At 68.0% G+C, this 23,520-nt stretch carries 20 protein-coding genes; 12 read left to right on the forward strand and 8 right to left on the reverse strand.

From position 1 onward, the window contains the following. Window positions 1-12 precede the first annotated feature (12 nt). Window positions 13-303, reverse strand: coding sequence for a YiaA/YiaB family inner membrane protein (locus tag F3087_RS21735; RefSeq protein WP_150403858.1), 291 nt, complete (start codon window positions 301-303; stop codon window positions 13-15). A 154-nt stretch (window positions 304-457) separates the two neighbouring features. On the opposite strand from F3087_RS21735, the gene F3087_RS21740 reads away from it, so the two are divergent. From F3087_RS21740 to F3087_RS21750, 3 genes are all read left to right on the forward strand, one after another. Then, complete coding sequence (locus F3087_RS21740; RefSeq protein ID WP_150403859.1) at window positions 458-2,194, forward strand: alpha/beta hydrolase; 1,737 nt, start codon at window positions 458-460, stop codon at window positions 2,192-2,194. Continuing rightward, window positions 2,191-2,829, forward strand: coding sequence for a CPBP family intramembrane glutamic endopeptidase (locus F3087_RS21745; protein ID WP_150403860.1), 639 nt, complete (start codon window positions 2,191-2,193; stop codon window positions 2,827-2,829). The genes F3087_RS21740 and F3087_RS21745 overlap by 4 nt, the downstream gene beginning before the upstream one ends. A gap of 217 nt (window positions 2,830-3,046) precedes the next feature. Then, complete coding sequence (locus F3087_RS21750) at window positions 3,047-4,516, forward strand: serine hydrolase domain-containing protein (protein WP_150403861.1); 1,470 nt, start codon at window positions 3,047-3,049, stop codon at window positions 4,514-4,516. Window positions 4,517-4,576: 60 nt separating this feature from the next. On the opposite strand, the gene F3087_RS21755 is transcribed toward F3087_RS21750, so the two are convergent. Beyond that, window positions 4,577-5,734: an NAD(P)-binding protein gene (locus tag F3087_RS21755; RefSeq protein WP_150403862.1), complete on the reverse strand. Its 1,158-nt coding sequence runs from the start codon at window positions 5,732-5,734 to the stop codon at window positions 4,577-4,579. Window positions 5,735-5,749: 15 nt separating this feature from the next. Then, on the reverse strand, window positions 5,750-6,379 hold the full coding sequence (locus tag F3087_RS21760) for a TetR/AcrR family transcriptional regulator (RefSeq protein ID WP_150403863.1): 630 nt from the start codon (window positions 6,377-6,379) through the stop codon (window positions 5,750-5,752). A 125-nt stretch (window positions 6,380-6,504) separates the two neighbouring features. On the opposite strand from F3087_RS21760, the gene F3087_RS21765 reads away from it, so the two are divergent. Next, window positions 6,505-6,894, forward strand: a complete 390-nt coding sequence (locus F3087_RS21765) for a sterol carrier family protein (RefSeq protein ID WP_150403864.1) — start codon at window positions 6,505-6,507, stop codon at window positions 6,892-6,894. Window positions 6,895-6,906: 12 nt separating this feature from the next. On the opposite strand, the gene F3087_RS21770 is transcribed toward F3087_RS21765, so the two are convergent. Continuing rightward, a complete protein-coding gene (locus tag F3087_RS21770; protein WP_150404007.1) occupies window positions 6,907-8,178 on the reverse strand; it encodes a YhgE/Pip domain-containing protein in 1,272 nt (423 codons plus the stop codon). A gap of 234 nt (window positions 8,179-8,412) precedes the next feature. Here F3087_RS21770 and purF point away from each other — a divergent pair, with 234 nt between their 5' ends. The 6 genes from purF to purM all read left to right on the forward strand — a co-directional run bounded on the left by purF (window position 8,413) and on the right by purM (window position 17,184). Beyond that, a complete protein-coding gene (purF, locus tag F3087_RS21775; RefSeq protein WP_150403865.1) occupies window positions 8,413-9,993 on the forward strand; it encodes an amidophosphoribosyltransferase in 1,581 nt (526 codons plus the stop codon). 486 nt (window positions 9,994-10,479) lie between these two features. Further along, a complete protein-coding gene (locus tag F3087_RS21780; protein ID WP_150403866.1) occupies window positions 10,480-12,096 on the forward strand; it encodes an ABC transporter substrate-binding protein in 1,617 nt (538 codons plus the stop codon). Between the two features lie 122 nt (window positions 12,097-12,218). Then, on the forward strand, window positions 12,219-13,229 hold the full coding sequence (locus tag F3087_RS21785) for an ABC transporter permease (protein WP_191094094.1): 1,011 nt from the start codon (window positions 12,219-12,221) through the stop codon (window positions 13,227-13,229). After that, window positions 13,229-14,287 (forward strand): ABC transporter permease, encoded by a 1,059-nt coding sequence (locus F3087_RS21790; RefSeq protein ID WP_150403867.1) that lies wholly within the window; start codon window positions 13,229-13,231, stop codon window positions 14,285-14,287. Before F3087_RS21785 ends, F3087_RS21790 begins: the two co-directional genes overlap by 1 nt. After that, on the forward strand, window positions 14,284-15,978 hold the full coding sequence (locus F3087_RS21795) for an ABC transporter ATP-binding protein (protein WP_150403868.1): 1,695 nt from the start codon (window positions 14,284-14,286) through the stop codon (window positions 15,976-15,978). Before F3087_RS21790 ends, F3087_RS21795 begins: the two co-directional genes overlap by 4 nt. 129 nt (window positions 15,979-16,107) lie before the next feature. After that, entirely contained in the window at window positions 16,108-17,184 is a 1,077-nt protein-coding gene (gene purM / locus F3087_RS21800; RefSeq protein WP_150403869.1) for a phosphoribosylformylglycinamidine cyclo-ligase, read from the forward strand. A gap of 148 nt (window positions 17,185-17,332) precedes the next feature. Here purM and F3087_RS21805 read toward each other — a convergent pair whose 3' ends face one another. From F3087_RS21805 to ygfZ, 4 genes are all read right to left on the reverse strand, one after another. Beyond that, complete coding sequence (locus F3087_RS21805) at window positions 17,333-17,539, reverse strand: DUF3073 domain-containing protein (protein WP_150403870.1); 207 nt, start codon at window positions 17,537-17,539, stop codon at window positions 17,333-17,335. A 176-nt stretch (window positions 17,540-17,715) separates the two neighbouring features. Continuing rightward, a complete protein-coding gene (locus F3087_RS21810; protein ID WP_150403871.1) occupies window positions 17,716-18,669 on the reverse strand; it encodes an asparaginase in 954 nt (317 codons plus the stop codon). Beyond that, entirely contained in the window at window positions 18,666-19,400 is a 735-nt protein-coding gene (locus F3087_RS21815) for an MOSC domain-containing protein (protein WP_150403872.1), read from the reverse strand. Before F3087_RS21815 ends, F3087_RS21810 begins: the two co-directional genes overlap by 4 nt. A gap of 110 nt (window positions 19,401-19,510) precedes the next feature. Then, window positions 19,511-20,623 carry a CAF17-like 4Fe-4S cluster assembly/insertion protein YgfZ gene (ygfZ, locus tag F3087_RS21820; protein ID WP_150403873.1) on the reverse strand — a complete coding sequence of 371 codons (1,113 nt, stop codon included), beginning with the start codon at window positions 20,621-20,623 and terminating at the stop codon, window positions 19,511-19,513. 172 nt (window positions 20,624-20,795) lie between these two features. Here ygfZ and F3087_RS21825 point away from each other — a divergent pair, with 172 nt between their 5' ends. Then, window positions 20,796-21,716 carry an aminodeoxychorismate lyase gene (locus F3087_RS21825; protein ID WP_150403874.1) on the forward strand — a complete coding sequence of 307 codons (921 nt, stop codon included), beginning with the start codon at window positions 20,796-20,798 and terminating at the stop codon, window positions 21,714-21,716. 305 nt (window positions 21,717-22,021) lie between these two features. Further along, a complete protein-coding gene (locus F3087_RS21830; protein WP_150404009.1) occupies window positions 22,022-23,512 on the forward strand; it encodes a cytochrome ubiquinol oxidase subunit I in 1,491 nt (496 codons plus the stop codon). Window positions 23,513-23,520: the final 8 nt, after the last annotated feature.

Raw genomic sequence — 23,520 nt, forward strand, 5'->3', positions numbered from 1 at the left:
CGCCCAGGCGCGTCAGGTCACGGTGTTGAACGGATCGTGCTCTGCGAGCAGCTTTTCCAGCCGTGCCTGATCGATGCGACCGTGCACGGTCGCGGCCTCGTGCTGGTCACGCACCACCTTCGCCAGGCTGAAGGTGCTGGTCACCAGGAACAGCAGCGACATCGCGAGAAACCCGCGCTGCCACATGTCCAGTGGGAGATAGCAGATGCCGACGCCGACCCCGAAGAAGCTGACGCCGAACGCGATCGCGGCTTGCGCGATGAAGGCCGAAGTGGTTTTCGACTGGGCGTTGGGAGTGCTCATGCGAGAAATTCTGCCGACACGCGCAGGCGGGCAACCGTGTACAACTACTCGAGCGGCCTGGGTAGTTGCCGGTCGGCAGTGATCTGCGTCTACGCCACCGCGTGGCGGCCAGGGCATCGCCGCGCCGACGGTACCGGAACGCCATACTGTTCGGGTGCTCGAGTCCGCCTCCACCCTGACGAAGCTGCGTGCGCGCGGCGTCGTCATCGTGCGGCGCGCGGAGGACATCATCGATCTGAACTATGTCGGGCTGGTCTTCGCGACGGTGTTCTTCGTGCTGTCGGTGACGCCGTCGCTGCTGCCGCGGGACTGGCTGTTCCAGGGGCTGATCAGCGGGATCAACGCCGCGCTCGGTTATGGCGTCGGCTGCGTGCTGGAGTGGTTGTTCCGGCTGTGGGTGCGGCCGCGGCTGACCAAGATTGCGCCGCCGCCGACCTGGGTGCGCTACGCGGTGAAGTCGGCGGTCCTGATCACCGCCGCGCTCAATGCGGCGCTGATGCTGGTCCAGTCGGCGCGCTGGCAGCGCGAGATCACCGCGCTGATGGGCATGGAGGGCACCACCACGCCGGCCTATCTGCGCACCGGATTGCTGAGTCTGTCCGTCGGCATGGCGGTCGTCGCGGTGTATCGGACGGTGCGCGAGATCATCCGGTTCCTGGCCCGCCTGCTCAACAAGTGGGTGCGGGTGCCGCGCGAATTGGCGCCGGCCGCCGGGTTCCTCGTGCTGGTGGTGCTGGCCGTGACCATCTTCAACGGCGTCGCCTCGCGGGCCTTCTTCGCGGTGGCGAACTCGGCGTTCAGCGTGCGCAACGACCACAGCTCGGCGAACGCGATCCAGCCGGTGCAGCCCGAACGTTCCGGCAGCCCGGCCTCGCTGGCGAAGTGGGAGACCCTCGGATACGAAGGGCGCTGGTTCGTTTCGCACGGGCCGACCGCGAGCAAGATCAGCGAGGTGACCGGCAAGCCGGCCCGCGAGCCGATCCGCGCCTATGTCGGACTGGAATCGGCCGAGGCCGACCAGGAGCCGGCCGAACTGGCCGCCGCCGAACTCGAGCGCACCGGCGCGTTCGACCGGAAGGTGCTAGTCGTGGTGACCACCACCGGCACCGGCTGGGTGAACGGCATGGCGGCCGCCGCGGTCGAGTACATGTACGGCGGCGACAGCGCGATCGTCGCCTCGCAGTATTCGTATCTGCCCAGCGTGCTGTCGTTCCTCGCGGACCGCAGCAAGGCCGCGACCGCGGGCCGGGCCATGTTCGACGCGATCTACGCGCACTGGCGCGCGCGGCCGCCGGAACAGCGGCCGAAGCTGCTGGTGTACGGGGAGAGCCTGGGCTCGCAGGGGTCCGAGGCCGCCTTCGACGGGCTCGCGGATCTGCGAACCAAGGTGGACGGCGCGCTGTGGGTCGGGCCGCCGAACTCGAATCGACTATGGGAACAGTTCGTTTCGCGGCGCGACCCCGGCTCGCGCGAGGTCGAGCCGGTGTACGCGGACGGACTGGTGGTGCGATTCGCCTCGGACAGCGCCGATCTCGCCCGCCCGTCCACCGAGTGGCGGCCGCCGCGGATCGCCTACCTACAGCACGCGTCCGACCCGATCGTCTGGTGGTCGACGGATCTCATTTTCTCCCAGCCGGATTGGCTGTCCGAGCCGCGCGGCGCGGACGTGTCCTCGCAGATGCGCTGGTGGCCGTTCGTGACCTTCTGGCAGGTCGCCGCCGATCTCACCAATGCCCAGGGCGTCACCGACGGGCACGGGCACCGCTACGGCAGCCTGGTGCTCGATGGGTGGGCGGCGATCGCCGCGCCGCCGGATTGGACCGCGGCGATGTCCGACCGGATCCGGGCGGAGATCGAGGCGGCCGAGGACTTCGAGCGGAAGACCAAATGAGTAAGGTTCCGGAAACTGTTGCCGCCGTGGTTATTCCGTTGACCTGGAGCAACTGGGTGTTGCCGCGGCTCGGGCTCGGCGTGCGCGGCCGGACCGCCGCCAACGCGGCATTCGCCACCGGCTACGGCGCAACTTTTCACGGATCGCCGAATTGGTTCTCGGCGAAAGGGTTTCGGTACGGCGCGGTTGCGGCCGCGCTGGTTTCCGCTGGTTACGGTGTGGCACTGGCGATTCCGTCGGTGCGGAGCAAGTTGCACGAGTTCGACGATCGTGGGCCGGAGGTATCGCCGGCCGAATGGATCGCGGTGCATATCCCGATCGGTACGGTCTACAGCGAAGAGCTGATCTTTCGCGCCACGCTGGATCCGTTGCTGGACAACACGTTCGGCACTCGGGCCGGATCGGTTCTCGGTGCGTTGACCTTCGGCCTCTGGCATGTGCACCCGGCTCGGGCCGCGGGCGACGGCATCCCGGTCACGGTCGCCGCGACGGCCGCGGGCGGGGTCGCGCTGGGCCGGCTGCGCCGGCGCACCGGCAGCGCCACCGCCCCGGCTCTGCTGCACCTGGCCGTCAACGTCGGCGGTGCCGTGGCGCCCCGCATCGCCCGGCTCCTCGGCACGTCCGCGAAGCCGTAGTTCCGCGAGGTCGTGCTCACGTCTGTCGGCGCGATTTTTCCGTAGCGACGCCTCCGAATCTGTCGATCCGCTGCTCTGAAGAGCCGTCGATATCCCGTTGATCAGCCAAAACGTGGAAGTGCGTCATGCGCTATTGCGCACAACGTTCCGCTGTGCGTACAGTGTTCGCAACGGAGAACAACGTACGGCAGATCAGATTCAGAGCAGGGAGAAGAACATGTCGAGCAACGTGAACTGGAGCGCCGAGGGCGACTGGAAAGTGCAGGGCGAGTGGGGCGGCGCGGACTCGGCCGGGCGCGATTTCTCGGTCGCGCGGTGGCAGCAGCGCCTCGACGAGCTCCGGATCGCCAACCACGTGCCCGGCGCGGCGCTGGCCATCCTGGTCGACGGCAAGGTCTACGAGATCGCCAGCGGCGTCCTGCATCGGGGCACCGGCGTTCCGGTCAGCACCGACTCGGTGTTCCTGTGCGGCTCGGTCGCCAAGGTCTACACCGCGACGATGATCATGCGCCTGGTCGATCAGGGCAAGCTCGATCTGGACGCCGCCGTGGTCGACGTGCTGCCCGAGTTCGGCACCCCGGACGAGGAAGCCACCGCGGTGATCACCATCCGGCAGCTGCTCAACCACACGGGTGGGGTGACCAACGACTTCGCCTTCGACGGTGGGCGCGGTGACAACTGCCTGGCCGAATATGTCCGGGCCGCACGGGAAGTCGCGCTGGACTGCAAGCCGGGCACGGCGATGTCCTACGGCAGCCTCGGTTACGTGGTGCTCGGCCGGGTCATCGAGGTGCTGACCGGCACGACCTTCGACCAGGCCGTGCAAGACCTGCTCGCCACGCCGCTCGGCCTCGACCACCTGGTGACGCTGCCGGAGCAGGCGCTGAAATTCCGCACCGCGATGAGCCACCTCGGCGAACCGGGGCAGTACCCCGATCCGGCGCCGGAGTGGGACCTCATGCCGCGCTCGTTCGCGCCGGCCGGGCGGGTCATCAGCTCGGCGGGGGACATGGTGCGGTTCGCGCGCCTGCACCTGGAGGGTGGTCGCGCCGCCGGCGGAACGGCGGTGCTGACTCCGGAAACCGTTGCGGCGATGCAGAATCTGGAGGTCGAGGTGCCGGACAAGTGGACCGTCAGCGCGGACGGCTGGGGGCTGGGCTGGACGCTCTACGACTGGAACGGCATCAAGGGCTTCGGCCACGACGGCGCCGCGATCGGCCAGTACGCGTACCTGCGGGCGGTCCCCGAGGCGGGAGTCGCCGTCGCGCTGCTCACCAATGGTGGTGGCGCGCGCCAGCTTTACGCGGCGCTGTTCCGCGAACTGCTCGCCGAGCTGGCCGGAGTCGAGATGCCCGAGCCGTTCGCTCCGGCCGACCCGCCGGTTCCGGTGTCCATCGATCCGTTCGTCGGCACCTACCTGCGGGCGGGCGTGGTCATCACGGTCAGTAAGCAGGACGACGGCTCCGCCCACATGCTGTACGAATTCGTCGACGGCATGAAGGACATGTCCCCGCCGCTGAGCATGGAGCTCACCCCGGTCTCGGCGACGGTCTTCGCGGCCTCGGGCGCGGGTCCCTCCTTCAGTGAGGACTACATGCCCGTCGTCTTCGAGACCCTGGACGACGGCACCGAAGCCTGCTTCGTCGGCATGCGGGTCACCCCCAAGCAGCCGGCCGGCGCGCACTGATCATTCGCGAAAACCGAAGGGCCGGGCCACTACCCGGCCCTTCGGCATGCGCAAAACAGGTCAGGCGTCGGTCTTCGCGGTCCGGGTCGCGGCGCGGGCGGCGAGCAAGGCGCTGTTGATGGAGATTTCACCGCGCATCCCCGGCGCGGCGACCTGGTCGCCGATCAGATAGACGTCATCGCCGCGATCGATGGCGGGCCGGTCGCGCCAGGTCTGGCCGGGCAGATCGAGCGCACCGGTGCGGCCCTTCGCCGTCGCGGAACGCTGGAAGGTGGCGCGGTCCCGCCAGCCGGGCACGACGGTGTCGGCGAACAGCTCCAGCCGGGTCAGCGTCATGCTGGCGGATTCGCCGGTGCGCGTGGGCATCTGGAGCTGGAACAGCGATTCGCCCGGCGGCGCGATGGTGTCGTCCTGCATGGTGTAACTCTCGTGGAGGCCGCCTTCGTCGAGATCGAACACCAGGGTGCGGTCGCCGCGCGACGCGGGGACGGCGATATCGAGCAGGGCGCAATGACCGCTGGTCCAATGCAGGCTGTCGTCACCGAGCAGCGTTCGGGCCGCGTTCAGATCGGTGGCGACGATGACCGGTCCGCCGGTGGGCAGCCGGTCGATCCGTGCGCCGGTTTCGATGGCGCCGCCGAGTTCGGTTGCGTGCGCGGCCATCTGATCGATCACCCGCTGCCAGCCGCCGCGTACCCAGCGCACGGCCGGCACGTTCGCACCGAAGACGCGCTGGAACAGTTCCCACACGAAGGCAGCGGAGAGCCGGCCGGTATCGGCGTCATAGGTCACCACGCTGATCGCGTTGGCCAGCTGCTCGGCGGTGGGCTCGCCCCACCGATCCGCGGCCCAGCCGCGGAAGTCCAGGTCGACCGGCGCGGTGAGCCGGCCGCGCGCCTGCGCCCGCAGCATCCGCACCGGCGGCAGCGATCGCACGCGGCCCCCGACCCGGAAACCCGCGCGCGCCCAGTCGCCGAGCCGCGGCCAGCCGAGATCGCCGACGAATCCGCGCTGCTTCAGCCAGGCGTAATGCGGGCCGTCGGCATAGAAGACGTGCGCACCGTCGTGCACGACATACGGTGGGGCAGTGGCGCGTCCGCGCCCGCCCAGGGTCTGATGCGCCTCGTACAGCCGGACCGGGGCGCCGGTTTCGGCGACCGCGATGGCCGCCGTCAATCCGGCCAGGCCCCCGCCGATCACCGTGACATGCGTGTTCATGGTGTTCCCTCTCCCTTATTCGTCCGTCCAATGCAGCCGGGCGACAACCATTTCGGCGATGGACCGCAGATAGCGATCGGGATCGACCGCGGTCGGGTGGTGGCCGCCGAAGGTGTCGCTGATCAGCCAGTAGTGCGCGACCGCGCCGACGATCACCGCGGCGGCGGACTCCCAATCCTCCCGCGACTCGGGATCGGTGAGTTCGGCCAGCCCGCGCAGCACCGCCGAGACGAAGACCGAGTACTCCTCGCGCCGGAACACCTCGAGCACGTCCGTGCCGATCGAGTTGTCGCGCATCAGGATTCGGTTGACGTCGCGGTCGTGCTCGAGCCGGGCCAGGCCGATCCGGAACAGCAGGGTCAGCTTGTCCGCGGTCGAGCCGCGCGGCTCCAGCGATTCGAGCCAGGCCAGCACGGAGAAGTCCGGCGCGAGGAAGGCCGCCCATTCGCCCCGCTCGGTCAGCCGCGATCGGACCGCCTCGACCAGCAGCTCGTCCTTGGACTTGAAGTGCCGGTACATCGCCCCCGACCCACCCGAGAGCCCCGCGGCCCGCTCGATCTGGGTCACCGTGGTCCGCGCGAATCCCTGCTCCCCGAACAGGCGCAACGCCGCCGCGATGACGCGATCCCGCGTGGAGTCAGCCATGACACACCCCGATAAGTAATTGCTTACTTACTGTAAGAGCGAGCGATCCGGTCGCACAACCCTTTCCGCGATCCCGCACCTCCCGACCGGCCGCGGACCTGCCCTGAGCCGGTAATCTCGGCCGGGTGGCAAGACAATCGGTGAGTCCGGCAGAGCTGCGCTCAGCAGTGGACGCAGTCAGCGAATGGCTCCGCGACGACTCGGTCGCCGCCCCCGCGCGTACCGAACTCGCGGCCGCGGTGCGCACGACCGCCCGCACCCTGGCCGCCTCCGCCCCCGGCCATTCGGTCGAGGTCCGCGTCCCCCCGTTCGTCGCCGTCCAATGCATCGAAGGCCCGCGCCACACCCGCGGCACCCCGCCGAACGTCGTCGAAACCGACCCCCGCACTTGGCTTCTCCTGGCCACCGGCCTGCTCGATTTCGCCACCGCCCTCGACTCCGGCGCCCTCACCGCCTCGGGTAGCCGCGCCCCCGAAGTCGCGCACTGGCTTCCGATCGCCCGCGCCGAGGACTGACCTACCGGCGAATCAGGCGGCGGCGCGGTTGCTGCTGCGGTGCAGGCCCTTGCGGTCGTAGAAGCGGGAGATCACGGCGCCGAAGAGCAGGCCGATGGCGAGGCCGAGGACGGCCATCCAGACGCCGCGGCTGAGGCCGGCTTCGAAGCTGGCGTCGAAGTAGAGGATGGCGCGGACGCCGAGGAAGACCTGGTGCATCGGTTCGAACGAGGCCAGCCAGCCGAAGTACTGCGGGGTTGCCTCGATCGGGACGGTGCCACCGGAGGACGGCAGGCCGAGAATGATGAACAGGATCAGGTTCACCAGCAGGCCGGCCGAGCCGATGGCGGCCAGCGTGGACAGGCCGGTGACGCCGACGGCGATGATGGCCAGCGCGCTGTAGAGGAACAGGGCCAGCGGGTGATCGATCGGCATGTCCAGGATCTTGCCGACGATCAGGAAGACGGCCGAGACGATGTTCGCGGTCACCACCATCACGCCCCACTTGATCAGCAGGGTGCGGAAGCGGGAGATCGGCGTCGGCGGATAGTGCACGAACCACGGCCCGTATTCGGTGGGGATGAACCCGAGCTGGGCGTCGATCATGGTGTGGATGACCATCGCGCCGACCACCCCGGCGAGCAGCAACAGCAGCGAGTAGAAGAACGCGCTGAGCCCCTGGCCGGTGCCGTCGGGCAGCGGATGGTACTGCTGGACAACGACTTTCACCGGATCCGCGAGCGCGACCCGAGCCGCGCCGGACAGCTCGGGCGCCGGCGGCCCACCGGGCTGCGGCTTCAGCTGCTCGGTCACCTGATCGGTGAGCTGCTTGCCGACCTGCTTGTTCACCTCGGTCAGCGCCTGATTGCCGACCCGCAGCACGATCTGGGTGCCGAACGCGCCGGTGCGCGGATTGGTCTGCATGGTGATGATCGGGCGTTCCATCTCACCCGGAATCACGCTGCCGACCCCGAGGATGCCGAGCCGCTTGCTGAAGTCGCCCGGAATGATGAGCGCGCCGTAGACCTCGCCGGACTGCATCTGCCGCTCGGATTCGCTGATGCTGAGCACCCGCAGGTCGACCTTGTCCGCAGGCACCCCCTTCGCCAGCGCGTCGGTGATCTGGTTACCGAAGTTCACCTGCTGCTGACGATCGGCGGTTTTGATGACATCGCCCACATCTTGGTTCACCAGCGCGATCGGAAAATCGTGCAGATTCTTCTCCGGATCGACGACGTAATCCAGATACATGATGCCGAGCAACGCGGTCAGCAGTGTGAGCACGGCCATCGGAAACAGCACCATGCGCGCCCACGGCCTGCGTGGCGGCGGGGTTGTCCCGGTGGTCGATCCCGTCCCGCTGCCTGAATCCGCGCTGTCGGTAGTCGTCACGGCTCGCACCGTAACAGCTGCCGAGGCCGAATTTCCCGGTCCGCACGCCACGCCGATTGCTGCTCGTATGCGGTGGGGGTGATCGTGATCGAACTTTCACCCGTAGACTGGGTGCTGCCCCCAGCCCGCCCGAACAGGGAGCAAACGGTGACCAAGGCCGAACTGCCGGTTGACGCTATTTCCGCCACCTCCGATCAGGTCGAGAACGAGCCACGCGAAGAGTGTGGTGTGTTCGGAGTCTGGGCGCCGAGCGAGGACGTGGCGAAGCTCACGTACTACGGCTTGTACGCGCTGCAACACCGCGGGCAGGAGGCGGCGGGCATCGCGGTATCCGACGGTTCACAGATCCTGGTCTTCAAGGATCTCGGGCTGGTCAGTCAGGTATTCGACGAGCAGACGCTGGCCGCCATGCCGGGCCACATCGCCGTCGGGCACTGCCGTTACTCCACCACCGGCGGCGTGACCTGGGAAAACGCCCAGCCCATCTTCCGCACCACCTCGGTCGGTTCCGGACTTGCCCTGGGGCACAACGGCAATCTGGTCAACACCGCCGAATTGGCAGGCCGGGCAAGGGAATACGGACTCATCGGCGCGACGGTGGCCAACGGCCGCCCGCAGCCGATCGCCGCGACGTCGGACTCCGACGTGATCACCGCGCTGCTCGCGCACGCCTCCGCCGACTCCAGCATCGAGCAGGCCGCGATGGAGTTGCTGCCGACCCTGAAGGGCGCGTTCTGCCTGACCTTCATGGACGAGCACACCCTCTACGCCGCGCGTGACCCGCACGGCGTGCGCCCGCTGTGCCTGGGCAGGCTCGACCGTGGCTGGGTTGTTGCCAGCGAAACCGCCGCGCTGGACATCGTCGGCGCCGCGTTCGTCCGGGAGATCGAACCCGGCGAACTGCTGGCGATCGATGCCGACGGCGTGCGGTCGATGCGCTTCGCCAACCCCGAACCCAAGGGCTGCGTCTTCGAATTCGTCTACCTGGCCAGGCCGGACAGCACCATCTCCGGCCGCTCGGTGCACGCCACCCGGGTCGAGATCGGCCGACTATTGGCCAAGGAGCATCCGGTCGACGCCGACCTGGTGATCCCGGTGCCCGAATCCGGTACTCCGGCCGCGGTCGGTTACGCGCAGGGCTCCGGCGTGCCCTACGGCCAGGGCCTGATGAAGAACGCCTATGTCGGACGCACCTTCATCCAGCCGAGTCAGACCATTCGCCAGCTCGGCATCCGGCTCAAGCTCAATCCGCTGCGCGAGGTCATCCGCGGCAAGCGGCTCATCGTGGTGGACGACTCGATCGTGCGCGGCAACACCCAGCGCGCACTGATCCGCATGCTGCGCGAGGCGGGCGCGCTGGAGATCCACGTCCGGATCGCGTCGCCGCCGGTGAAGTGGCCGTGCTTCTACGGCATCGACTTCGCCTCGCCGGCCGAGCTGATTGCCAACGGCTCCGGCGCCGAGGGCAGCTTCGACGAGATGGTGGAGGGCGTGCGCCGCTCGATCGGCGCGGACACCCTCGGCTACATCTCCACCGAGGGCATGATCGCCGCCACCGAACAGCCGCGCTCGCGGTTGTGCTGCGCCTGCTTCGACGGCACCTACCCGATCGCGCTGCCCACCGAGGCGGCCATCGGCAAGAACGTGCTCGAAGGCATGCTCACCGGGCAGCCCGAGGCCTTGCTGCTGGGCGAGAACGCCAACGCTAGCGCGCTGAGCCGTCCCTGATCCATCGGGCGGTCGTGTTACACGGCTGCCCATCGAGTGCCGGTATCTCCGACATATAGCTGTCGCGAGGTCGAGCACATAGCCGCCCGGTTTTCGAGCACATCGTTGTCTCGATTTCGAGCGGATTTCCCGTCATCGTCGACTGCCCTCCGGCGTGCTCGGTCCTGCCCAAAACATGGTGTGCGCACGGCGGGTCGATCACGCGCGTCGCGGTAACCCGCGCTGTTTGTCCGTCGGCGTGCCCTGGCGTACTTGTGACACGTCAACCGCCGGGAGGGCGCGTTCCTGGACATTCGTCCGGTGATCTGGCCCCTGCGATGCGCATTTTGCAACGCAACCTAATCTCCCGATCATTTTTCTGTGAAAACGCAACGTGCCGGAAATGGTTCGTGGGTACGGTGCCCGTCAGATCGGAAGTTCATATGTGTCCGCACCTGTCCTGCGATCCAGGACAACGCGGTGCGGCGCTCGAGAAGTGGGGCCCTGATGTTGGTTTCTAGAACACCTGGGGGCCGGACCCGGACGCGAACCATCGCGGCCGTCGGCCTGGCGACGCTGGTTGCGTCCGCCTTGGCCGGCTGCGGTTCGGGCCGGACCGGTGATAGTGGTGGTGGTGGCGGCTTGGTGGCCGGCACCACGGATAAGATCTTCTCCCTCGACCCGGCGGCCGCCTATGACAACGGCTCCCTGGTCGCGGAAACGCAGTTCTACCAGTACGTGTTGAACTTCGCGCCCGGCGACGCGACGCCGAAGCCGGACGCCGCGGAGAAGTGCGATTTCACCTCCCCCACGGTGTACTCCTGCACCCTGAAGGCGGGCCTGAAGTTCGCCAACGGCAACCCGCTGACGGCCAAGAGCGTCAAGTTCTCCTTCGACCGGATGCTCAAGATCAACGACCCGAACGGCCCCGCCTCGCTGCTCGGCAATCTCGAGAAGACCGAGGCCCCGGACGACCGCACGGTCAACTTCACCCTGAAGGTCGCCAACGACCAGACCTTCCCGGCGATCCTGCCGACCCAGGCCGGTCCGATCGTGGACGAGAAGGTCTACTCGCCGGACAAGGTGATGGCCGACGAAGATGTGGTGAAGAACAAGGGCTACTCCGGTCCCTACACCATCGCCAGCTACGACAAGAACAAGCTGGTCGAGTACACGGCGTTCCCGGATTACAACGGCATCCTCGGTACCCCGAAGACCAAGACGGTCTCGACCAAGTACTACGCCACCACCGACAACATGAAGCTCGACCTGCAGAACGGGTCGCTCGACGTCGGCTACCGCTCCTTCACCCCGACCGACGTGGGTTCGCTGCGCGGCGACAGCAAGGTCGCGGTGCACGAGGGGCCCGGCGGTGAACTGCGCTACATCGTGTTCAACATGAACACCATGCCGGGCGGCACGCCGGAGCAGAAGCTGGCCGTGCGTAAGGCGCTCGCCTCCACCGTCGACCGCGCCGCGCTGGCCGAGGGTGTCTACAAGGGCACCTACCTGCCCGCGTATTCGTCCATCCCGCAGGGCGTTCCGGGTGCGACCGAGCCGTACAAGGACATCTACGGCGCGGGCCCGAGCAAGGACAAGGCGGCGAAGTTCCTCGCCGACGCCGGTGTCGCGACGCCGGTCGAGCTGAACCTGCAGTACAACCCGGACCACTACGGTTCGAGCAGCTCCGAGGAATACGCGGCGCTCAAGTCGCAGCTCGAGGCCAGCGGCCTGTTCCGGGTGAACCTGCAGTCCACTGAATGGGTGAGCTACCAGCGTGAGCGCGCCCGCGACTCCTACCCGCTGTACCAATTCGGCTGGTTCCCGGACTTTCCGGACCCGGACAACTACCTGACCCCGTTCTTCGCGCCGAACAACTTCCTGCAGTCGCACTTCGAGAACCCGGGCATCACCGCCCAGCTGCTCGCGGAGACCACGACCACGGACAAGACCAAGCGGCTCGAGATCCTCAAGGGTGTGCAGACGGACCTGGCGCAGAACTTCGTGCCGATCCTCCCGCTGTTGTCCGGCAAGCAGATCGCCGTCTCCGGCAAGAACGTGCAGGGCGTTGAACAGACTCTCGACGCGTCCTTCAAGTTCCGTTACACGGTGCTGAGCAAGTGACATCCGGCGAAGCCGGGCCCGGGACGATAGCTGCTCCAGAAACGAAGCCAGCGCCGGCCCGGGCCCGGCGCTTCGGCGTGCCCCGACCACGGAAGGGCGGCGGCGATTCGCGCCAGCTCGCCCTGCTGCGTTACCTCGGCGTGCGACTGCTGCTGATCCCGGTGACCGCGTGGATCCTGGCCACCGTCGTGTTCTTCCTGATGCGCGTGGCGGGCGATCCGATCAGTGCGGCCATGGGTGGGCGAATGACCCAGGAGCAGATCGAGATTCGCAAAGAGGCGGCCGGGCTGAACCGGCCGATCCTGTCGCAGTACTGGGACTACATCTCCGGGCTGCTGCAAGGGGACTTCGGTAAGTCGCAGGACAACCGGCAGATCAGCGACGTGATCACCACCTACGGTGCGGCGTCGGCCGAGCTGATGTTCTGGGCGCTCATCGTGGCCTTCGCGATCGGCATCCCGCTGGGCAGATACGCGGCGACGCACCGGGATTCGATCTCTGACACCGGTCTGCGGTTGTTCGCGATCCTGGCCTACGCGGCGCCGGTGTTCTTCGTCGGCCTGCTGCTGAAGCTGGTCTTCGCGGTGAAGCTGGGCTGGCTGCCGGTGGCGGGTCGCGCGAGCACGAATGTTGAACTGCAACTGCAGCATGTCTCGCCGAAGACCAACGTCATGTTGATCGACGGATTCCTTTACGGGGACACGGGTTACATCATCGATGTGCTCAAACACGCTGTCCTGCCTGCGATCGCGCTCGGACTGCTCACCGCGGGCATCTTCCTGCGGCTGGTGCGGATCAACCTGATCCAGACGCTGCGTTCGGATTATGTGGATGCCGCGCGCGCCCGTGGCCTCTCCCAGCGGGTGGTCACCGGACGACATGCGTTCCGCAACGCGATGATTCCGATCGTCACCGTGATGGGCATGCAGATCGCCATGATGCTCGGCGGCGCGGTGCTGACCGAGACCACCTTCGAGTGGAAGGGCCTCGGCTATCAGCTCGCGCAGTATCTGTCCGCCCGGGACTTCGTGGCGGTGCAGGGCATCGTCGCGTTCATCGCGATCTTCGTCGCGTTGATGAGCTTCCTGGTGGATACCCTTGTCGCACTGATCGATCCGAGGGTGAGGTTCTGATGACCGCACCGGAATTGCTGAACGAGCCCGTCGTCGCGCCGGTGGTACCGCCGGGCCGGCGCGGCATCCCCGGCCTCCGGCTGTTCACCATGACCGCGGGCCTGCAACGCGCGACGCTGATCCTCGGGTTGGCGCTGGTCGCCGTGTTCGTGCTCGCGGCCATCTTCGCGCCGCTGATCGCGCCCTACGGGTTCGCCCAAAGCGCCTCCGACGGTGTCGATTTCGTCCGTCAGCAGGCGCCGTCGGCGGATCATTGGTTCGGCACCTCGGTGCGCGGTGAGGACGTGTTCTCCCGGGTGATCTGGGGTGCGCGCACCGCGCTGTTCGTGATCGTGATCTCGCTGGTGCTGTCGCTGTTCATCGGCGTGCCGCTCGGCCTGCTGTCGGGTTACCTCGGCCGCTGGTTCGACCGGGTGCTGGTGCTGTTCATGGACGCGATGTACGCCTTCCCGACGCTGCTGCTGGCGATCGTGGTGTCCATCGTGGTCGCGGGCGGCCGATCGACCAGCCTGGGCGGCGTGCTGTCCGCGGCGGTGGCGATCACGGCGGTCTTTGTGCCGCAATACTTCCGAGTGGTGCGCAACGCGACCGTCTCGGTGAAGAACGAGCCGTACGTGGACGCCGCCCGGGTCACCGGCGCGTCCACCGCGCGAATTCTGTTCCGGCACATCTTCGCCAACGTCACCCAGTCGCTGCCGGTCATCGTCACGCTCAACGGCTCCGAGGCCATCCTGACCCTGGCGGGTCTGGGCTTCCTCGGGTTCGGCATCGAGCCGACCCAGGCCGCCGAGTGGGGCTACGACCTGAACAAGGCGCTGTCGGACGTTTCCAACGGCATCTGGTGGACCGGTATCTTCCCCGGTTTCGCCATCGTGCTGGTGGTGCTCGGCATGACCCTGGTCGGCGAGAGCCTCAACGAGGTGCTCAACCCGGTGCTGCGCACCCGGCGTGCGGTGTCCGCCGCGCCCGGCGACGCGATCACCGTCGCGGGCGTCGAAACCGCTGGGGCCGAGGTCGATCCGACCAAGGACAGCACTGCCGGGAAGGAGACATCATGACCGAGCCAGCCGTGGTTACCGACCGCAGCAAACCGGCCCTGTCCATCGAATCACTGTCGGTCACCTTCGCCACCGACGCCGGACCCGTCTATGCGGTCACCGACGTCTCCTACGAGGTGTATCCCGGCGAGGTGCTCGCCATCGTCGGCGAGTCCGGCTCGGGCAAGTCGGTGAGTTCGCGCACCGCGATGGGCCTGTTGCCGCTGACCGCGCGGGTGCGCGGTCTGGTCACGCTCGGCACCGAGGCCATCACCTCGATGAACGAGCGGCAGCTCACCGCGCTGCGCGGCGGCGCCATCTCGATGGTGTTCCAGGAGCCGGGCCTCGCGCTCGACCCGCTGTTCACCGTCGGCTTCCAGATCGGCGAGGCGCTGCGCGCGCACTCGAAGATGAGCAAGAAGGACGCCAAGGCGCGCGCGATCGAACTGCTGCGCATGGTCGGCCTGCCGGACCCCGAGCACCGGGTGGACTACTACCCGCACCAGCTCTCCGGCGGCCAGAAGCAGCGCGTGGTGATCGCCATCGCGATCGCCTGCGAGCCGAAGGTGATCATCGCCGACGAGCCGACCACGGCGCTCGACGTGACCGTGCAGGCGGAGATCCTGGAGCTGCTGCGGGATCTGCGCGACCGGATCGGCAGCGCCATCGTGCTGATCACGCACAACATGGGCGTGGTGGCCGACCTGGCCGACCGCGTCGTGGTGATGCGCAACGGCAAGGTGGTCGAGCAGGCGCCGGTGGACGAGCTGTTCGCCAGCCCGAAGGAGGACTACACCCGGGCCTTGCTCGCGGCGGTGCCGCACCTCGGCACCGAGCAGCTGGCGCACGGTCCGGCCGACGAGGTGGCCACCACCGCCGAGCCGGTGCTCGAGGTGAGCGATCTGGTCGTGGAGTTCCCCGGCTCGTTCGGGCGGCCCGCGTTCCGCGCGGTCGACGATGTCAACCTCTGCATCGGACCCGGCGAAACCCTCGGCCTGGTCGGCGAATCCGGCTCGGGCAAGTCGACCATCGGCCGCTGTGTCGCCGCGCTGCAGCGCCCGACCTCGGGCGTGGTGAAGATCCGCGGGCAGGACATCGCCGGCATGTCCGGGCGCAAGATGAAGCCGATCCGGCGGCGCTTCGGGTTCGTGTTCCAGGACCCGGCCAGCTCGCTGAATCCGCGGCTCACCGTCGGCGAGTGCGTGGCCGAGCCGCTGCTCGTGCACAAGATGGGCAGCGCGGCCGAGATCAAGGCGCGGGTGCGCAAACTGCTCGATGACGTGCAGCTGCCGGCGGGCACCGAACGCCGGTATCCGCACGAGCTGTCCGGCGGTCAGCGTCAGCGCGCCAGCCTGGCCAGGGCCCTGGTCCTGGACCCGGACCTGCTGGTCGCCGACGAGCCGACCAGCGCGCTGGACGTCTCGGTGCAGGCCGCGGTGCTGGAGCTGTTCGGGCAGCTGCAGCGCGAATGCGGCTGGGCCTGCCTGTTCATCAGCCACGATCTCGCGGTGGTGGACCAGCTGGCCGACCGGATCGTGGTGCTGCGCAACGGCGCGGTGGTCGAGCAGGGTGATCGAGATCGCATCCTGCGGGCGCCGACCGAGGAGTACACCCAGCGTCTGGTGGCCGCGGTACCGGTGCCCGATCCGGTAGAGCAGCGCAGACGCCGGGCGGAGAGCGCGGCATTGTTCGCGACCAACGCCGCAGGCTGATTGTCGCAATACGGTTTGGCTCGCCCGATTGTCAATAGGGCGAGCCAATACCGGTGCAACGTCGTTATCGGGCTCCGGTAGCGTGAGCAGGCATCTATCCGCCGATTCGGTTTGGAGCTTTCCCCGAAAATGACTGAACAGACCCCCAGTGGTGGTGCCTCTTACGCCGCGGCAGGCGTGGACATCGAGGCAGGTGACCGCGCAGTCGAGTTGTTCGGGCCATTGGCGAAGAAGGCGAGCCGACCCGAGGTCCAGGGCGGCCTCGGCGGGTTCGCCGGACTGTTCGCGCTGAAGGGCGGATACCGCGAACCCCTGCTCGCCGCGTCCACCGACGGGGTCGGCACCAAGATCGCGGTGGCGCAGGCGATGGACAAGCACGACACCGTCGGCCTCGACCTGGTCGCGATGGTCGTCGACGACCTCGTCGTGTGCGGCGCCGAGCCGCTGTTCCTGCAGGACTACATCGCCATCGGCAAGGTCGTCCCGGAGAAGGTCGCCGAGCTGGTCTCCGGCATCGCCGAGGGCTGCGTCCGGGCCGGCTGCGCGCTGCTGGGCGGCGAGACCGCCGAGCACCCGGGCCTGATGGACCCGGACGACTACGACCTGTCCGCGACCGGTGTCGGCGTGGTCGAGGCCGACGCGGTACTGGGCCCGGACCGGGTGCGTCCCGGTGACGTGGTCATCGCGATGGGCTCGTCCGGCCTGCACTCCAACGGCTACAGCCTGGCCCGCAAGGTGCTGCTGGACATCGACCGGATGTCGCTCACCGGGCACATCGAGGAGTTCGGCCGCACGCTCGGCGAGGAACTGCTGGAGCCGACCCGGATCTACGCCAAGGACTGCCTCGCGCTGATCGCCGAGACCGACGTGCGCACCTTCGCCCACGTCACCGGCGGCGGACTGGCTGCCAACCTCGGACGGGTGCTGCCGGCGGGCATGGTGGCCGAGCTGGATCGCGGCACCTGGAACCCGGCGCCGGTGTTCAAGATGATCGCCCAGCGCGGCCGGGTCGAGCGGGTCGAGATGGAGAAGACGTTCAACATGGGCGTCGGCATGGTCGCCATCGTCGCGCCCGAGGACGTGGACCGGGCGCTCGCCGTGCTGACCGCGCGGCACATCGAGTGCTGGACCCTGGGCACCGTGAAGAAGGCCAAGGATTCCGACGCCCTGCGTGCCGTTCTGGTGGGCGAACACCCGCGGTTCTGAGACCCGTACACAAACACAAACCAGCGTCCCGCATCGCTCAGATGCGGGACGCTGGTGTGTTCTAAGCCTTTTCGGCGTTATCCGTCAACGCGCGGCAACGGCAGAAAGAGGAGGCACGCTGACCTCCCCTTTCGAACGTTGCTCCGAGTCAGCGGCGCCAGTCGTCGTAGTCGTCCTCTTCGAATTGAGATGAGGACTTGTCCGCGTCGTGCTCATCGGACAGCACACCACTCCGTTGGGAGTGGGGGCTTCCCGAAAGCTCGCGCTGAAGGCTCGCGAAGTCGCTCGGCGGGCTGCTGTACTTCAGCTCGCGTGCGACTTTGGTCTGCTTTGCCTTAGCCCGGCCACGGCCCATGGCTGACCCCCTCGCGTCACTGCGGGGCGGCCTGGGGTTTGGTTGGCGGCCCCGTTCGAATTAATACTCTTCCTGACAGACACTTTAGCGTGTGTCCGGCCGTCCCGCTTCCAGGAGTGGGTGAAGAACCTCCGAAGTGGTTCCGTTTGCCCGGTTGTCGCCCTCGGCCGGTCCGGCTAGAGCACCCCAGGGATCGCCCGGATCACGCCGACCCGGGCGCCGCCGCCGAGCACCGCGGGGGCCGCCAGCTCGGTGTGCGCGTCGGTCCAGTCGACGCCGATCCGCTGCAAAATTGCCAGCGTCAAGGGGATTCGGGCCCGGTCGCTGCCGTCCTCGATCTTGTACGCGAAGGCCGTTCCATCGGGCAGCGCACCGGCGTGCACCCCGTCCGCGCCGATCTTGCAGACCAGTCCAGGGGTGGCCTGCATGGTCAGCAGATCGGGTGCGTTGGTGCCCGAAATCACTCGCGGATGGGCGCGGATGGCGTCCGCGACGCGCCGCTCCGGCGCGTCGGAATCCGCGGTCGCCATGGTGGCGAACACCCGGGCCAGGTTGACCAGCGACACCGGAATGATCGGCAGGCCACAGCCATCGATGCCGAGATCGGTCTCCGGCTCGCCGGTGAGATCGGCGACGGTGGCGATGACCGCCTGCTGTAGCGGATGCGCCTCGTCGAGGTAGCCCTCGGTCGGCCAGTCGTTGATCTTGCAGGTGGCCAGCATCGCGGCGTGCTTGCCCGAGCAGTTCATGTAGATCCGGCGCGGTTCGTGCGAACCCGAGAGCACGGCCGCGCGCGCCTTCTCGTCGACCGGCAGATCCGGCGGGCATTCGAGGGACTTCTCGTCGAAGCCGAAGCGGTCGAGCAGCCGGCGGACCAGCGCGACATGGTCAGGTTCGCCGTAGTGCGAGGCGGTCGAGATGGCCAGCTCGGCGTCGTCGACCGGGTCGAACCCGTTTCGCAGCAGGGTGATCGCCTGCATGGGCTTGTTGGTCGAGCGGGGGAAGATCGGCAGGTGCACCTCGCCGAGGGTGAGCGTCGGCTCGCCGGTCGGATCGAGGATGACGGCCGAGCCGCGGTGCACGCACTCGCGGAAGCCGGAGCGGACTACTTCGACCAGTTCCACACTCACAGTTGCGCTCCCGTGTCGAGTTCGGTGCCACGCTGCGTGGCCGGTTCGGCGGATTCGTCGGCGCGTCGTTGCGCCGCGCGGTCGGCGTTGGCGTGTCTGCGGGCGTGCCGTTCGACTTGCCTGCGCACGTCGTCGGAAATGGTCGGCTCGGCGGCGAGCAGGATGGCCAGCAGGTCGGGGTCGTCGCCGGTGAACAGGTCGCGGACGGTGATGCCGTGGTCCGGGACGTGCACCACGGACACCCGGTCACCCGCGCCGATCGTGCCCTCGGTCAGCACCCGCAGGTACGCGCCGGTGTCGGCCTGCATGGTGAATCGCTTGACCCACTGGGCTTCTCCGCTCCAGTGCTGGAAGGTGGCGCACGGGACCCGCGGCGCGCTCACCTCGAGCAGCGTGTCGCCGATGGCCCAGCGGGCGCCGAGCACCGCGTCGCTGACCGCGAGGCCGGCGATGCGCAGGTTCTCGCCGAACCAGCCGATGGGCAGCTCCCGATCCAGGGCGTTGCCCCAGCGCCGGGCGTCCTCGTCGGCGTAGGCGTAGACGGCCTGGTGCACGCCGCCGTGGTCTTTGGTGTTGCACACGTGATCCCCGTCGAGACCGAGGGCGCGCACCGCTACCCGGCCCGGCGTCGGGCGCTTGTCGATCGCGGACTTGCCGACCCGGCCCGGCACGTCGAGCTCGGCGTGCACCACGCAGACGGCCACGACCTCGCCGGAGTCATCGGTTCGCATCGGCGGCACTCCTCTCGTCGGGTCGTCGGGCCGGGAATTCGCGGTTCGGGCGTGATTCAGCGCGAGACGTGGAGCTTGCGCCCCTTCGGTATTCGGCGGTCATGGTCGGGTCAGCGTCCGCGGAGCCGATCGACGGCGAGCCTGCCCGCCTGGGGTGAGTCGTCCGACGGCACCGAGTCCGGGTCGATGGCCGCGGCGGCCGGGCCGGCGGTGAGCGCGGTGTCGGCCGGGACGGTGCGTTTGATCAGCGCGAGCGCGATCGGGCCGAGTTCGTAGTGGTCGATGACGGTGCCGAGGCGGCCGATCGCGCGGCCGCCCGCGGTGATGTCGGCGCCGATCTCGGGGCGCTCGTCGGCCGAGCCGTCCAGGTGCAGCAGCACCAGGTGCCGCGGCGGCTTGCCGAGGTTGTGCACCCGGGCCACGGTCTCCTGGCCGCGGTAGCAGCCCTTGTCCAGGTGCACCGCGCCGAATTCGGCGGGGCCGCCGATCCAGCGGGCCTCGTGCGGGATGGTGCGCTCGTCGGTGTCGAGTCCGATCCGCGGGCGCACAGCGGCGACCCGCAGGGCCTCGAAGGTCCACATGCCCGCGGGTTCGGCGCCGGCCTCGGTCAGGCGGGTCCAGAACTCGGCGAGCCGATCGCGGGGGACGACCAGATCGAAGGAGTCGGCGGTCGGCCACGGCATCCGGCGCACGAACCCGCCGTCCGGCAGCGCGACCGCTTCGTAGGTGCCGGGCACGGTCGCGACGCCGAGCGTCGCGAGCACCTCGGCGGCCTTCGGTCCGAGCAGGCTCAGTACCGCGTAGTCCGCCTCGGCCGGTTGGGCGTCGGCCCAGAAGACCATCTTCTTCAGGAAGTCCAGCAGCGCTTGGCCGCGGTCGCCCTCGGTGTCGATCCAGACCGCGCTGTCCAGCTCGGTCAGCACGAAGTGGTTCAGCACCCGGCCGTTGAGATCGAGGTCGAGGTTCTCCGCCGACTGCCCGTCGCCGAGGCCGGCGATGTGCTGGCTGGAGATGGTGTGCAGCCAGGTCAGGCGCTCGGCGCCGGTGATCCGGAGGACGAAACGATGGGACCGATCGATGACCGCCGTGCGGGTTACCGCGGCCCGCTGTTCACCGAGCGGATCACCGTAGTGCCAGGCGACGGCGGCGTCGGGTGAACCCGGCGCTCCCGCGACGGCTCCCGAAACAGCGAGGATAGGGCTGGGCGCAACGACCACGGACACGTTTCCACTGTAGGCGGGGTCGCGCTCGGGTGCCCGAACCGGGGCAGCGGGGAGACGGTCCGGCCGTCGTCCGCGCGGCCTGCGCGTGAACCTCGGGCGGCAGCTTGTAAAAGATGCTGCGAAGTCTTCCGTGACCTAGGCGAGACATTGCCGAACCGCCTAGTCTCGACGCATGGTAGATCGGGTTCTTGTCTCACTCGACGGCGCGGTCCGGGACGCGGACGCGCCGTTGTTGTATGCGGACGATATCGGCGTATTGCGTGGCGACGGTATTTTCGAAACGGTGCTGGTGCGCGCGGGCAACGCGTGCGCGATCGAATTTCATCTAGGCCGGCTGCGTCGCTCGGCGCAGGCGCTGGATCTACCCGAGCCGGAAATCGGCCGGTGGCGCGAGGCGGTCGAGCGGGCGGCCAAGGAGTGGGGAACCGACCGCGAGGGCGTGATGCGGCTGGTGCTCACCCGCGGCCGCGACAGCGAGCTGTCCGGGGTGGCCGAGAAGGTGACGTCCGGCGATCTCGCCGCCGCCGTTCCGGTGCCCACCGCGTACGTGCTCGTGCTGCCGGTGCCGGATCGGGTGCAGAAGGCGCGCACCGAGGGCGTCTCGGTGGTGACCCTGTCCCGGGGTATCTCGATCGACCTGGCACAGGCCGCGCCGTGGCAGCTGCTCGGCGCGAAGACCCTGTCCTACGCGTCCAACATGGCGGCACTGCGGTTCGCCGCGCGGATGGGCGCCGACGACGCGATCTTCACCAGCACCGAGAACCGGGTGCTGGAAGGCCCGCGCTCGTCCGTGGTGATCGCCAGGGACAAGCAGCTGATCACCCCGCCCGCGAAGAACGGTGTGCTGCCGGGCGTCACCCAGCGCGCGCTGTTCGCCGAGGCGGAGAAGGCCGGCTGGGAGTGCGTCTACAAGTCGCTGTTCACCGCCGATCTGCTCACCTGTGACAGCGTCTGGATGATGTCCAGCATCTCGCTCGCCGCCCGCGTGAATTCGCTGGACGGGCTGCGGATGTCGGCCCCGGACAACGCGCAGGAGATCATCGATCTGGTCGATCGCGGCATCGAGCGAGCGGGCGCCATCGGCGATTGGTGACAACTAACTCCCTCGGGCGGCTCATCCGCCTGTCCGAGTATTCAGGCCAGATTCGTGTGCCTCGCCGGTGCCGTTGGCGACCGGCGGTAGTGCTGTGGGCGAGTCGGCCGGTACCCGGTGAGTTACCCATGTGCTGACGAAATCAGCTGTCACGGCGTGATCTCGGTCCTATCGCCGTCGATGCGAGCAGTAAACGTGCTGGTAGGAGTTGAACTGGTAGGCGTGTCGTGGCGTAGGACTCATTGTTCCGGACCTCCTCGGACGTAGTATTACTACGTAATGTCGTAGACGACGAGGAGGTCGTGTTGGACGCCCTGGACATCTCTCGATGGCAGTTCGGCATCACGACGGTCTACCACTTTCTCTTGGTGCCGCTGACTATTGGACTTGCTCCTCTGGTCGCCGCCATGCAGACCGCTTGGGTGATCACCGGTAAGGATCACTGGCTGCGGCTGACCAAGTTCTTCGGCAAGTTGTTCCTGATCAACTTCGCGCTCGGGGTCGCCACCGGCATCGTGCAGGAATTCCAGTTCGGGATGAACTGGAGCGAGTACTCCCGGTTCGTCGGTGACGTGTTCGGCGCGCCGCTCGCGCTGGAGGGGCTGGTCGCCTTCTTCATGGAGTCGACGTTCCTCGGGCTGTGGATCTTCGGCTGGTCGCGATTGCCGAAACTCGCGCACCTGGCGGCGATCTGGATGGTCGCCATCGGGGTGAACGCGTCGGCGTACTTCATCGTCGCGGCGAACTCGTTCATGCAGCATCCGGTCGGGGCGCGGTTCAACCCGGAGACCGGGCGCGCTGAACTCGAAAGCATCGTCGCGGTGCTCACGAACAACACACTGCTGGCGGCCTTTCCACACGTGGTCGCCGGATCCTTCGTCACGGCAGGCACTTTCGTGGCGGGCATCGCCGGTTGGTGGATGGTGCGCAAGGCGCGCAGCGGCGATGCCGCGCAGCTGGCCGAGGCGCGCACCATGTGGCGGCCCGCGGCGCTGGTCGGCATCTGGGTGATGCTGATCTCGCTGGCCGGGTTGTTCTTCACCGGCGACACCCAGGGCAAGCTGATGTTCGAGCAGCAGCCGATGAAGATGGCCTCGGCGGAATCGTTGTGCCACACCGAAACCGACCCCGACTTCTCCATCCTGACCGTCGGCACGCACAACAACTGCGACAGCGTCACGCACGTGCTCGAGGTGCCGGTGGTGCTGCCGTACCTGGCCAAGGGCGAGTTCAGCGGCGTCACCCTGCCCGGTGTAGTCGATCTGCAAAAGGAATACAACGAGAAGTACGGCGTCGGCGACTACCGGCCGAACCTGTTCGTCACCTACTGGTCGTTCCGCGCGATGATCGGCCTGGCCGCGGGCTCGGCGCTGCTCGCGCTGGCCGGGCTGTGGCTGACCCGCCGCGGCCGGGTGCCGGACCAGCGCTGGTTCTCCTGGCTCAGCCTGCTGATGATTCCGACGCCGTTCCTGGCCAACAGCGCGGGCTGGGTGTTCACCGAAATGGGCCGCCAGCCTTGGGTTGTCGCGCCGAATCCGACGGGTGATCTGAATCTGCGCTTGATGGTGCAGCAGGGTGTGTCGAACCATTCGGCCGGCGTGGTGCTGTTCTCGCTGATCGTCTTCACGCTGCTCTACGGCGGATTGGCGATCGTCTGGTTCTACCTGATGCGGCGCTACGTGATTCACGGACCGGATCCGGCCCCGGTGGTCGGCGACGGTCCCGGCGACTCCGGTGGTCCGGGTCGGCATCGCGCCGAAGAGCCTGCCGTCGAACAACTTTCGTTCGCCTACTAGGAGCCGAC

This window comes from Nocardia colli (genome assembly GCF_008704205.1).
GTDB lineage: Bacteria > Actinomycetota > Actinomycetes > Mycobacteriales > Mycobacteriaceae > Nocardia > Nocardia colli.